This is a genomic window from Roseicyclus sp. (assembly GCF_052168335.1).
Lineage (GTDB): Bacteria > Pseudomonadota > Alphaproteobacteria > Rhodobacterales > Rhodobacteraceae > Roseibacterium.
The window spans coordinates 1-11,686 of record NZ_JBQLZP010000404.1; the positions used below are offsets into that span (position 1 = coordinate 1).

General features: G+C 73.1%; 12 protein-coding genes. 10 read left to right on the forward strand and 2 right to left on the reverse strand.

The genetic code is table 11. The features are described 5' to 3' along the window. The 4 genes from ACTS11_RS12370 to ACTS11_RS12385 all read left to right on the forward strand — a co-directional run. On the forward strand, nucleotides 1-572 hold a 572-nt coding region (locus tag ACTS11_RS12370; RefSeq protein WP_442640619.1), incomplete at its 5' end, for a glycosyltransferase family 2 protein. Further along, nucleotides 569-1,552, forward strand: coding sequence for a glycosyltransferase (locus ACTS11_RS12375; RefSeq protein WP_442640620.1), 984 nt, complete (start codon nucleotides 569-571; stop codon nucleotides 1,550-1,552). The genes ACTS11_RS12370 and ACTS11_RS12375, both read left to right, overlap by 4 nt. Beyond that, nucleotides 1,542-2,882: a lipopolysaccharide biosynthesis protein gene (locus ACTS11_RS12380; RefSeq protein ID WP_442640621.1), complete on the forward strand. Its 1,341-nt coding sequence runs from the start codon at nucleotides 1,542-1,544 to the stop codon at nucleotides 2,880-2,882. The genes ACTS11_RS12375 and ACTS11_RS12380 overlap by 11 nt, the downstream gene beginning before the upstream one ends. 34 nt (nucleotides 2,883-2,916) lie before the next feature. Continuing rightward, nucleotides 2,917-4,497, forward strand: a complete 1,581-nt coding sequence (locus ACTS11_RS12385) for an FAD-dependent oxidoreductase (protein WP_442640622.1) — start codon at nucleotides 2,917-2,919, stop codon at nucleotides 4,495-4,497. 275 nt (nucleotides 4,498-4,772) lie between these two features. On the opposite strand, the gene ACTS11_RS12390 is transcribed toward ACTS11_RS12385, so the two are convergent. Together ACTS11_RS12390 and ACTS11_RS12395 are read right to left on the reverse strand one after the other, a co-directional pair. Then, a complete protein-coding gene (locus ACTS11_RS12390; protein ID WP_442640623.1) occupies nucleotides 4,773-5,813 on the reverse strand; it encodes an aromatic ring-hydroxylating dioxygenase subunit alpha in 1,041 nt (346 codons plus the stop codon). An 11-nt stretch (nucleotides 5,814-5,824) separates the two neighbouring features. Beyond that, on the reverse strand, nucleotides 5,825-6,913 hold the full coding sequence (locus tag ACTS11_RS12395) for a hypothetical protein (RefSeq protein WP_442640624.1): 1,089 nt from the start codon (nucleotides 6,911-6,913) through the stop codon (nucleotides 5,825-5,827). A 108-nt stretch (nucleotides 6,914-7,021) separates the two neighbouring features. Between ACTS11_RS12395 and ACTS11_RS12400 the strand changes: the two genes are divergently transcribed. The 6 genes from ACTS11_RS12400 to ACTS11_RS12425 form a co-directional block, all read left to right on the forward strand. After that, nucleotides 7,022-7,942, forward strand: coding sequence for a LysR substrate-binding domain-containing protein (locus tag ACTS11_RS12400; protein ID WP_442640625.1), 921 nt, complete (start codon nucleotides 7,022-7,024; stop codon nucleotides 7,940-7,942). 83 nt (nucleotides 7,943-8,025) lie between these two features. Continuing rightward, nucleotides 8,026-9,078, forward strand: a complete 1,053-nt coding sequence (locus ACTS11_RS12405; protein ID WP_442640626.1) for an ABC transporter substrate-binding protein — start codon at nucleotides 8,026-8,028, stop codon at nucleotides 9,076-9,078. 31 nt (nucleotides 9,079-9,109) lie between these two features. Further along, nucleotides 9,110-9,916: a transporter substrate-binding domain-containing protein gene (locus ACTS11_RS12410; protein WP_442640627.1), complete on the forward strand. Its 807-nt coding sequence runs from the start codon at nucleotides 9,110-9,112 to the stop codon at nucleotides 9,914-9,916. A gap of 7 nt (nucleotides 9,917-9,923) precedes the next feature. Then, entirely contained in the window at nucleotides 9,924-10,712 is a 789-nt protein-coding gene (locus ACTS11_RS12415) for an amino acid ABC transporter permease (protein WP_442640628.1), read from the forward strand. After that, entirely contained in the window at nucleotides 10,699-11,334 is a 636-nt protein-coding gene (locus ACTS11_RS12420; protein WP_442640629.1) for a glutathione S-transferase family protein, read from the forward strand. Before ACTS11_RS12415 ends, ACTS11_RS12420 begins: the two co-directional genes overlap by 14 nt. Continuing rightward, nucleotides 11,331-11,686: creatininase family protein (locus tag ACTS11_RS12425; RefSeq protein WP_442640630.1), on the forward strand; the 356-nt coding region annotated here is incomplete at its 3' end. The genes ACTS11_RS12420 and ACTS11_RS12425, both read left to right, overlap by 4 nt.

The following is an 11,686-nucleotide window of genomic DNA, read 5'->3' on the forward strand; positions in this document are numbered from 1 at the left end:
GCCGTATCGCCAACGGCCTCCCCGACAACCTCTGCTCCGAGGCGAGCCAGGGAATCATCGACTTCCTCTATCGCTGGTATGCCGAGCGGGACGCGCGCCTGCGTTTCTTCACGACGAACAATATGGCCTTCTCCCGCAGAGTGTTTCTGGAACTCGGCAAGTTCGATCCGCGGTTCGTCTTCGCCTCCGAGGATCGCGACCTCGGGCTGCGCTGGACGGCGTCCGGGCGGCCGCTGGTCTTCTGCGGGGACGCCGTCGTCCGCCATCATCACGCGCTGACGCTGGCCTCCTTCTGGCGGCAGCACGCGAGCTACGGGCGCGGCGCGCGGCGCCTCCACGTGAAGCTCGGCGGCGATCCGCGGCTGAAGCTCGAGCCGATGTCGTTCTACGCGATGCTTCTGGGAGAGCCGTTCCGGCGCGGCAAGCCCGGCGGCCCCGCCGCGCGCGCCGCCCGCTCCGCGCTGATCGCCCTGTCGCAGGTGGCGATGGTCCAGGGCTACGCCGTGGAGCGCCGGGAGGAGCGCACACGCGCGGTCCCGGTGGCCGGCGCCGCCAGGGACGGCTACCCGTGACGGAGACCGCCATGCCGGCGCGGGCGCCCGCGCTCTCGGTCATCCTCGTGACCGACGAGGGCGGGCGCGGCCTCGAGCGCATCCTCGACCGGCTCGCCGCGCAGCGCCTCGCGCCCCGGATCGAGGTCATCGTGGGCGCCGCCGATCCCGACGCCGTCGCCATCGCCCCCCGCCATACCGCCGCCTTCCACGCGCTCCGCGTGATCGCGGCCGACACCGTCACCTCGGCCACCGCGCGGGCCGAGGCGATCCGTGCCGCCGGGGCGCCCTACGTGGCGCTGGCCGAGGACCACTGCTTTCCCGAAACCGACGACTGGGCCGAGCGCCTCGTGCGCGGCCTCGACGCGGGGCACGCCGCGGTCGGTCCGGTGATGCGCAACGCCAATCCCGGAACGCGGATCAGCTGGGCCAACCTGCTCGTCGAGTACGGCCCCTGGCTGTCGGTCCGGCGCGGCGGCGCGGCCCGCCATCTTCCCGGCCACAATTCCGCGTACAGGCGCGCCCTCCTGCTCGCGCACGGCCCCGCCCTCGCGACCATGCTCGAGGCGGAATGGGTCCTGCACGCGGACCTGCGCGCGCGGGGGCATACGCTGCTCCTCGATCCCGAGATCACCGTCGCGCATCTGAACTATTCGCTGCTCGGGCGACCCGTGCGGCTCCAGTTCCTCGCCGGGCGCATGTTCGCCGCCAGCCGGGCAGAGGGCTGGAGCCGGGCGCGGCGGCTCGGCTTCGCGCTCCTCTCCCCCGCGATCCCGGTGAAGCGCTTGCTCGCCGTCACGCACGACGCGCTCGGCGCGGGCGAGGCGCGGGGTCCGCTCGTCGCGTCGCTGCCGCTGGCGTTCCTGCTACTCGTGGCGAGCGGCATCGGCGAGGGGCTCGGCTACGCCTTCGGCGACGGCGGGCGGCGCAACGCGCTCGCGCTGATGGAATACCGCAGATGGCGCAACCTGAGGCCCGATGAGATCCACCTTGCACGCTGAGGAGCCGCTGCCGCGGCAGAGGGGCGGCATGGCGCGGGGCGCGCTGGCGGGCTTCGCGGGCGAGGGCATGGGCCTCGTCCTCGCGCTCCTTGCGGCCGTGCTTCTGGCCCGGCACCTCGGGCCCGAGGACTTCGGGACGTTCGGCCTTGCGGCGGCGGCGGCGGCGGCGGTCGGATGGTCGCTCGCCTCGCTCTTCAGCCGGGCGGCGCTGGTCCTCGTGGCCGCCGCCGACGACCCGCGCGCGGTGGCGGGCGCGCTCTTGCGGTCCTGTCTCCTGTGGGGCCTCGTCGCCTGGATCGCCTTCGCCGGAGCGGGGGTGCCGCTGGCGGGCGTCATCGGGCAACCGATCCTCGTCGCCGCCTTCGCCGTTGCCGGGTCGGAGGTGCTGCTGCTGTCGCTGTCCCGGCTCTGTCGAAGCGTGCTGACGGCGACCGGAGACTACGGCGCGCCGGGCTTCGGGGCGGGGCTGTTCCATGCCGCGCGGCTGGGGGCGGTGGGCCTCGTCATCCTCGCGGGCGGCGGGCCGGTCGCGGCACTCCTGGCGATCGCGGCGGCGCGCTGCGTCGAGCTTGCCTTCTACGGGCTCCGCCTGCCGATCCCGCTGCCCGGCGCGGCGCGCGGCATCCGCTTGCGCCGCATCGCGGGCCCGACGCTGTTGCAGGCGGTGAGCCTCCAGCTCTTCCACCGCGTCGACATCCTGCTTCTGGGCGCTTTCGGCACGGCGGCGGGCGCGCTCGGCTGGTACGCGGCGGCGCAGCAGGTGGCGGTGATCCCGCCGCTCGTGGCGGGCGTGGTCGCGCCGCTGGCGACGGTGGCGCTGGCGCGGACGCCGGGCGGCGCAGGGCACGGGGACATCGACCGCAGGGTGGACCGGGTCGCGGCGGTCGGGCTGATCCTCTTCGTGGCGCTGGCGGGGGTGGCGCCGCCGCTCGCGCCCCTCCTCTTCGGGGACGGCTTCGCGGGGGCGGCGCCCCTCTTCGCGTGGCTCGCCCTCGGCGGCGCGGGCTCCTGGCTCGGCGCGATCGGGTCGGGTCGCTGGGCGGCGGCGGGGCGGATGCTCCCGCCCGCCGCGGTCTCGGCGGGCGGGCTCGCGGTCGCGGTCGCGGCGCATGTCATCGTCATCCCGGTCCACGGCGTCACCGGCGCGGCCATCGTGACGGCGGCGACCGGCGGGGCGGCGGGGCTGCTCATCCACCTCTCCGCGCCGGGACCGAGGGTCGGCCGGGCGGTCGAGACCCTGGCCGCGCTGGCGCTCGGCGGTCTCGCGGCGATCCTCGCGCACGGGGCGCTCGGGCGGGCGCTCGGGTGGGCGCTCGGGTGGGCGGCATGAATCGGCGGGACGCGGCGGACAGGAGGGGCCGCCCATGATCTCCGCCCCGCCCCCATGGTCGGACGGCGAGACGCTGGAGGCCGACCTCTGCATCGTGGGCGCCGGCATCGTCGGGCTGTCGATGGCGCAGAGGTTCCTCGGCCGGGGCCTCCGCGTCCTCGTCCTCGACGGCGGCGACAGGCGGCCGACGCTGCGCGGGCAGGACGACCTCTGGACCGAACCCGCGGGTGCGCCGAACCATTCCTTCGCCTTCTCGCGGTTCCGCGCCTTCGGCGGGACCGGCGCGCACTGGGCCGGCATCTGTCCGCGCCTCGGTCCGATGGACGTGGACGGCGCGGGGATGCACCCGCCCTGGCCGGTCTCGCTCCAGGAACTCGAACCCTGGTTCGCCGAAGCCGAGGCGCTCCTCGCCGTGCCGCTCCCGGACCGGGAGTCCGAGGCCTGGGCCGGGCGCATCGGCCGCGCGCCCGATCTCGGCCCCGCGCTTCGGTCCGTCATCCTGCCGATCGCGGCGAGACGCGACCTCGGGCGGCACCTGCTCGAGACGTTCCGGACCGCGCCCGATGTCCATGTTGCGCTCCGGGCCGATGTCACCGGGATCGAGACGGATGCCGCGGGCCGCCGCGCCGAGGGCCTGCGCGTCGCCCTTCCCGGCGGACGCCGCGTGCGCATCCGTGCGCGGGCCCATGTCCTCGCGGCGGGCGGGGTGGAGAACGCGCGCCTCCTCCTTCTCTCCGACGACCGGGTCCGGGGCGGTCTCGGAAACTCCCGCGACCAGGTCGGCCGGGTCTTCATGGACCACGTCTACTGCTATGCGGGCCATCTCGAGCCCGCCTCCGCCGCGCAGGCGCAGGGGCCGCACATCGTCGCGCGCTTCGCCGATCTCGCGACGGGGCGGGGGGCGATCGCGGCCTATGCGCTGACCGACGCGATCCGGCAGGCGGAGGGGCTGAACGGGGCGGCCGCGTTCTTCATGCATCGCGCCGCCTACCAGCTTCACCCCGATTACGACGGCCCCGGGGGCGGCGCGCTCACCCATTTCGCCGAGATCCTCCGCGGCGAGCGCATCGCCGACCGCTCCACCCCCGGCAAGGGCGGCGCCCTCCTGCGGCACGCCCCCTCGGCGGCGCGGCTCCTGCTCCGGCACGCGGCGCATGGGCTCAGGCCCGAGACGCGCATCGCGCTCCGGATGCAGATCGAGGCCACGCCGAGGGGCGACAGCCGCGTGACGCTGGGCGAGACGCGCGACCGGCTGGGACGGCGGCGCGCGCGGGTGGACTGGCGCATCGCCGAGGCGGACGGGCGCGGCGCGGCCCGGCTGTGGGAGGCGCTGGCGGAGGCGATCCGCGCGCGCGGCGTCGGGGAACTCGTGGGCGAGGCGCCCGGCAGGGACGGCCGGTGGCCCGCCTCGGCCACGGGCGGCAAGCACCACATGGGCACCACGCGCATGTCGGAGCGCCCGGCCGAGGGCGTCGTCGACCGCGAGTGCCGGGTGCACGGGATGGAGAACCTCTTCGTCGCCGGCTCCTCGGTCTTTCCGACCGGCGGCTGGGCCAACCCCACGCTGACCGCCGTGGCGCTGGCGCTGCGCCTGGCGGAGCGTCTCGGGCGCTGACCTCGGGCGACCGTCTGCGAGGAACGCCAGACCGCGCAGGTGCGGAGGCCGATCCCCTGACCTTCGTGCCGTTCGCCTCATCCGGGAGCGCAGGCTGCGGCTGAACGGAGGCCCCGCCCCTTCCCTCAGGCTGCGAAGCGGGGCGCGGGCCGGGTGCCGAGCGCTGTCTGACCCGAGGCCCATACACCGGAGAGGCCGCGCCCGAGCGGCCCCGGCCCCCCAACCCGAGCGATCGGGCGGACGATCCCCTTCCCCGTCGGGAAGCCCGAGGTGGCTCAGCCCGCCTTTTCCACCGCCGCGCCCTGTTCGGCGTCGATCATCCTCTGCAGGCGGCTGCGGAAGCGCAGGGGCCCAAGGTCGATGGCGAGGTCGAGATTGGGCGTCTGCATGGCGTCCATGCCCTTCTGGACCGCGTTCAGGATCACGCGGTCCTCCTCGAAGGCGCCGCGGACCGAGGAGGCGAAGCGCGCGCTCACCTCTTCGTCGTCGGGGGCGAAGTTGCGCATCTGGAACCAGTAGTAGCGGGTCTCGGTGGCGCTCACGGGGGTCATGAAGTTGTAGCTGTCCATCACGAAGCCGTCGGGATGGAGCGGCCGTCCCTCGCCCCCGGTCCCGGCAGGCACGAAGATCGCCTTGATGATGGCGTGGCAGGGCCAGTGGACCTCGTAGTGCTGCTTGCGGTCGCAGTTGCCCGCGAACTTCAGGAACTGGGCGTAGAAGGGCGCGGGCGGCGTGTCCACCATCCAGCGCCAGACGGTCACGCCCTTGTCGTGGACATCGGTGTTGAGGGGCACCTCGTCGGTCCCGGCGCCGGCGAAGCTCGACTGGTGGACCCAGGCGACATGGCTCGGGTCGAGAAGGTTGTCGGTCATGTAGAGGTAGTTGCACTCGAGCGTCATGGCGTCGCCGCGGTTCACGCCCCAGGCCGGATCGCCCCAGTTCGGCACCTCGAAGATGCGGGCGGGATCGGCGAGCGCCGGGTCGCCCATCCAGACCCAGATCAGCCCGTAGCGCTCCTCGACCGGGTAGGAGCGCACGCAGGCCCGGTGCGGAATGCGCTCGGCCCCCGGCACGCGGGTGCAGGTGCCGCCCGTGTCGAAGGTCAGGCCGTGGTAGCCGCATTCGACCTCGTCACCCTTCAGCCGCCCCATGGACAGCGGCAGCTTGCGGTGCGGGCAGGCATCCTCGAGCGCGGCGACGGCGCCGGCCTGCGTGCGGTAGAGCACGAGCGCCTGATCCAGCATGCGCACCGGGGTCAGGCTGCGGCCGACCTCGTGGTCCCAGGCGGCGACGTACCAGGCATTGTGCAGAAACATGGGTCTACTCCTCAGTCGATGCCGACGGCACGGGCGGGGGCGGCGAACAGGGCGCGCAGGTCGGGCCAGGTGTCCAGGATCTCCGCACCGCCCGGGATGCGGTCGGGGTGCAATCCACCCTGCTGCCAAACCGCCACCCCGTCCAACGTTATGGTCGGGTCGAGGAGGTTCCAGCAGACCTCGCCCGGGGCGTAGGCGCCGCAGGTGTGGACGTGCAGCAGGCGCGGGTTGCCGAAGGCGCTGCCGGTCCAGCGGCCGGGATTGTCCGCCATCGCGCCCTCGTAGGCGCAGCCGGGGTGGATGCCGGCGTGCCAGGAATGCACGAAGTCCGCGTCGAGGCCGTAGCGCGCGGCCAGCGCGGCGAGATGGGCGCGGATGCCCGCCACGGTCTCCGACGGACCGTCGTAGCCCGTGACGCGGGTGCCCTCGAAGCGCACCGTCACGGTGCCGTCGATCGGATGCACGAAGGGCTCGTAGTAGCGCGACCCCGTCCCCACCAGAAAGCGCGCCAGCGCGACCCGGCCCGCGAAACCCTCCATCGGCACGGGCGCGAAGACCGCCATGGGAAAGCGCAGGATGCCCACATCGGGCAGCGGCCCGGCTTCGGGGGCGATGCGCCCGGCGAAATCGCTGCCGAGCGGGCAGGTCACGCGGATCTCGCGGGCCGCGCGCATCGCGGCGTTCACCGCCTCCTTCAGCGCCAGCATCGCGGCGTGCGGGACGGTGCCGAAGGGCCCGGCCATCGCCGCCCGCGTCACGGCGTAGCTGACGATGGACTTGCCCGCATGGGGCAGCGGGCGAAAGCGCATCTGGTCGCCGAGCCGCGCGAGGTAGAGGATGTGATGGGCCGCCTCCATCGCCTCGAGCACGGGCGGCGGCGGGTCGGCCGGTTCGGGCGAGAAGGCGATCTCGCGGCGCTCCACCACCAGGCCCAGCGCCCCGGCGGCAGCCTGGACCTCCTCGCAGAGACCGGGCTCGTAGTGATCCTCGGCGGCAGGCTCGTGCAGCACGAGGAGGCGCGCACCGGGCCGCGCGCCGGCGCAGCCGAAGGCCATGTTGGCGACCGCGTCCTGCATCCTTTTCGTGCGGTTGCTGCTCATTCCTGCGCCATTTCCGGGAGGGCCCGCTGTCGGCAACTCCACGGCGTTGCCGCTTCTGGCGCAATATGCCATGTCTAATCCGCTCCTTAAGTCAGGCTTATACCGCCCATGGTGACGTCCCTGCCCTACGCGGCGCTCCGTGCCTTCGAGGCGGTCGTGCGGCTGAACGGCTTCAGCCGCGCCGCGGACGAACTGGGCATGTCGCAGAGCGCGGTGTCGCAGCACGTGCGGATGCTGGAGGACTGGACCGGCCAGCGGCTTCTGGTGCGGGGCGCGCGCGCTTCGCATCCCACCGACGAGGGGCAGCGGCTGGCCGACGCCGTCGCCGAAGGCCTCGGCCGCATCGGCGAGGCCTGCCAGGACCTGCGCAGCCGGGGACGCAGCGGCACGACGCTCGCCGTGACATGCCTGCCGGGCTTCGCCATCAACTGGCTGTTTCCGCGCCTGATCCGCTTCGACCAGGCGCATCCCGACATCACCGTCTCGATCTCGACCGACCCGCGCCCGATCAGCTTCGCAGGCGGCGAGGCGGACGTGGCGATCCGCTACGGCATGGGGCGGTATCCGGGGCTCTTCGTGCGCAAGCTCCTGGGCGAGAGCCTCACGCCGGTCTGCGCGCCGTCGCTGCTGGCGGGCGAGGCGCCCCTGCGGGTGCCGGCCGACCTCGCGCGCCATGCGCTCCTGGTGGACGAGCTGAAGCCGGTCGGAGGGCGCCTGCCCAACTGGGAGTTCTGGGCCGCGCAATCGGGCGTGACGCTGCCCCGGCCTGCGCGCATCCGGCGCTTCGGGCAGTCGAACATGGTGGTTCAGGCGGCCATCGAGGGCCTCGGCGTCGCGCTCGGGCGCGATGCGCTGGTGATGGACGCGCTGGCCGACGGGCGGCTGGTGCGGCCCTTCGCGCTGCCGCCGGTACCGTCGGACTACGCCTTCTGGCTGGTCTGTCCCGAGGCCGCGCTGGAACGCCCCGCGGCCCGCGCCTTCCACGACTGGGTGCTGGCCGAGGCCGAGGCCTGCGATAAGCCAGGCTGATCGTTGCCATTACCAGCCGCCGCTTGCACCGCCGCCCCGCCCTGCGCAACGCTGCGGGCGACGGCACAAGGACAGGCGCGCCCATGACGACCCTCTGGTATACCCGCTGCCCGGCGCCCACCGCCGCCTCGGTCGCGATCCGTCAGGGCTGGCTCGAGGAGGAGTTCGCCCCCGACGGCATTCCCGTCCGCTCGATCTCGGAGGCGCCGGACGAGGCCACCCGGCTCGCGCATTACAGCCACGACCACCCGGCGCTCTTCCGGTTCGGCGGCTACGTCCCGCCCCTCCAGGCCATGTCCCGCGGCGTCGACCTGCGCATCATCGGGCTGAACTGGCATGACCGGGTGGCGGGGTTCTACACCCTGCCCGAACATCCGCTGGCCGCGCGGCGGGGCGAGGGCGCGGAGGCGCTGAGGGGCGCGCGCATCGCCCTGCCGATCCGCAAGCGCGACCGGACCGACTGGTGGCGCGCCACGGTGCTGGCGGGGATCGAGCACCTGACGGCCATCGCGGGCTTCGCGCCGGGGGACGTCACCATCGTCCCCATCGAGATCGACCGCGCCTATTACGACGACGCCACCGCGGGGCCCGAGGCGCGCGCGTCTCTCTGGGGCAGCCGCAGCCAGTTCGCCGTCCAGCGCGAGGAGGTGGCCGCGCTCTATCGCGGGCAGGTCGACGCGATCTATTCCGACGCCGCGCTCTCGGCGATCCTGACCGCCACGACCGGCGCCGTGCCGGTCCTGCGGCTCCGCGGCTACGAGGACGACAGCGAGGCGGGCTTCGGCCATCCCATCGTCCTGACCGTCTCGGCGGCGCTGCTCGAGGCGCGTCCCGATCTCGTTGACCGCTGGATGGCCCGCCTGCTGGGTGCGCAGGACTGGGTGCGCGGCCACCTCAGCGAGACCCGCCGCATGTTCGCCAACGACACCGGCCTGCCCGAGGCGCTGCTCGACCAGGGCTATTCCGCGCGGCTCGTCGAGCAGGTGGACGTCTCGCTGTCCCCGGCCCGGATGGCGCTGGTGCGCAAGAAGTACGACCACCTGCAGAAACACGGATTCCTGCAACGCGGCTTCGATCTCGACGCCATGTTCGACCACGGCCCCCTGACCCGCAACCTGCGGGCCCGGGTGGCATGACCCAACCAGAACCACGGGGAGACTGAAACACATGCTCAGACGGGATCTCTTTGTCGCCGCCGCTCTCGGCACCGGCACCGCCCTCCTGGCCGGCGCAAGCCCGGCCAATGCGCAGACGCCCGCGCCCTCGCGCCTCGCGCGCGTGCTGGAAAGCGGCGTGCTCCGCGTCGGGACCACGGGCGACTTCAACCCGATGTCCTTCCGCGACACCGCCACCAACAGCTATGCCGGCTACGACATCGAGGCGATGACGCAGCTCGCCGCCGACCTCGAGGTGCAGATCGAGTGGGTCGTTGCCGAGTGGGCGACGATCACGGCGGGCATCGCGGCGGACCGCTACGACATCTTCTCGGGCGCGTCGGTCAACGTGGCGCGGGCGCGGGTCGCCGCGTTCAGCGTCCCCTACACCGAAGCCGGGACCGTGCCGCTTGCGAACGCCGCCAACGCCGAGCGCTTCGGCAGCTGGGAGGCGATCAACGCCGAGGGCGTCCGCGTCGCCGTGTCGATGGGCACCGTCTTCGAGGAGCAGGCGCGCCGCCACTTCCCCAACGCCACGATCCAGGCCGTGCAGACGCCCGCCACCGGCTTCCAGGAAGTGCTGGCCGGCCGCGCCGACGTGACGATCACCTCCAACGTCGAGGGCGGCACGCTGGTGCAGCGCTTCCCCGAGCTGCGCATCCTCGTGCCGGGCTCGGAGATGCGCAACCGCAGGCCCTTCGCCTATGTCGTGGCGCAGGACGACCAGATCTGGCTGAACTTCGTCAACACCTGGGTCACGCTGAAGCGGACCGAGGGGTTCTTCGCCGGGCTCGACGCCAGATGGCTGGGCCAGAGCTGAGCCGGGCGTGATCCGACGCATTTCGAGGGCGTCACGGGTGCCGGGGCTCATCGCCCTGGCATTCGTGCTGTCCGGCTGTTCCAACGCGGGCACGGGCCAGGGCTACAGCTTCGCCTGGTACATCCTCTCGCCCTGGGAGGAGCGGGGCCAGTCGAACCTCGCCTTCCTGATCCAGGGCTTCTGGGCCACGGTGTCGATCTCGACGCTCGCGACGCTGATCTCGATGACCGTCGGCCTCCTCGTCGCGCTGATGGGGATTTCCGGGCGCCGCTGGCTCTTCGTCATCAGCCGCATCTATGTGGAGGGGTTCCGCTCGATCCCGCTGCTCGTGATGATCCTCTGGGTCTACTACGGACTTCCGATCCTCACGGGCGTGCAGTTCGGCGTCTTCCTGACGGGGCTGATCTGCCTTGCCGTGTCGGACAGCGCCTTCACGTCCGAGATCTTCCGCTCGGGCCTGCAATCCATCAAGAAGGGCCAGGGCGACGCCGCGCGCAGCCTCGGCCTGTCGTCGCTCCAGACCATGCGCCTCGTGATCCTGCCGCAGGTGATCCGCGCGGTGCTTCCGGCGCTCGGCAACCAGTATGTCTACGTGCTCAAGATGTCCTCGCTGGTCTCGGTGATCGGCTTCCAGGAGCTCACCCGCCGCGCCAACGAGCTGACGCTGACCGAGTTCCGGCCGCTCGAGATCTACACCTTCCTCGTGCTGGAATACCTCGTGCTGATCCTGCTCGTGTCCTGGGGCGTGCGGGTGATGGAACGGCGGATGGGATCGGGGATGCATGGCCGCGACTGATCTCACGCTCTACGCCACGCCGGTCAGCGTCTATTGCTGCAAGGTCCGGGTCGGCCTCGCGCTGAAGGGGCTCGACTGGACCGAGCTGCCCCCACCGGGCGGATACGGCAGCGCCGAATACCGGGAGATCGTGCCGCAGGGCACGGTGCCGGCGCTGGTGCAGGAGGGCTTCGTGCTTGCCGAGTCCGACGCGATCCTCGAATACCTCGACGAGATCGGCGCGGGCGCCCCGCTCCTGCCCGGCACGCCCCGCGCGCGTGCACGGGCCCGCGCCCTGTCCCGTTTCGTCGACACGCGGCTGGAGCCGGCGGCGCGGGCGCTCTTCGCCTTCGTCGGGGGCGCGCCGGTGCCGGGCGACCGCCGCGACGCCCTCCTCCGCCACCTCGACACCCTGTCGGCCCTGGCGGGGCCCGGCCCCTACCTCGGCGGCGACGGGCCCGCGCTGCCCGATTGCGGGCTCTTCGCCGTGGCCGAGGTTCTGGCGATGCTCGGCCGCGTCCTGCGCCTGCCGCTGCCGGACCTGACGGGCCCCGGCCGCGCGCATCCCGTCGCGGGACCGCACCTGCGCACCTACGCGGGCGTCCTGACCGACTGGGCGAAGGGCAAGGGGGCCGCGGCATGAGACTGGACATGATGACGTGGGAGGAGGTGGGCGACTACCTTACCCGCCACGACGCCGCCGTCCTGCCCGTGGGCTCGACCGAGCAGCATGGGCCGATCGGCCTGATCGGGACGGACGCGCTTTGCGCCACGGCGGTGGCGGACGGCCTCGGCGACGCGACCGGCGCCATCGTCCTGCCACCCGTCGCCTACACGCCCGCGCCCTTCAACCTTGCGTTTCCGGGAACCGTCTCGGTCTCCGAGGCGACATTCCTGGCCCTTGTGGGGGACATCGTCGCGTCGCTCGCGACCCACGGTTTCCGCCGGCTCTACGTCGTGAACGGCCATGGCGCGGACCTTGCGCCGCTCCGCGC

Bases quoted from the DNA above. Each gene is read 5' to 3' on its own strand.
- ACTS11_RS12410 (WP_442640627.1), top strand. From the start codon at position 9,110: ATGCTCAGACGGGATCTCTTTGTCGCCGCCGCTCTCGGCACCGGCACC.
- ACTS11_RS12405 (WP_442640626.1), top strand. From the start codon at position 8,026: ATGACGACCCTCTGGTATACCCGCTGCCCGGCGCCCACCGCCGCCTCG.
- ACTS11_RS12420 (WP_442640629.1), top strand. From the start codon at position 10,699: ATGGCCGCGACTGATCTCACGCTCTACGCCACGCCGGTCAGCGTCTAT.
- ACTS11_RS12400 (WP_442640625.1), top strand. From the start codon at position 7,022: ATGGTGACGTCCCTGCCCTACGCGGCGCTCCGTGCCTTCGAGGCGGTC.
- ACTS11_RS12385 (WP_442640622.1), top strand. From the start codon at position 2,917: ATGATCTCCGCCCCGCCCCCATGGTCGGACGGCGAGACGCTGGAGGCC.
- ACTS11_RS12395 (WP_442640624.1), bottom strand. From the start codon at position 6,913: ATGAGCAGCAACCGCACGAAAAGGATGCAGGACGCGGTCGCCAACATG.
- ACTS11_RS12390 (WP_442640623.1), bottom strand. From the start codon at position 5,813: ATGTTTCTGCACAATGCCTGGTACGTCGCCGCCTGGGACCACGAGGTC.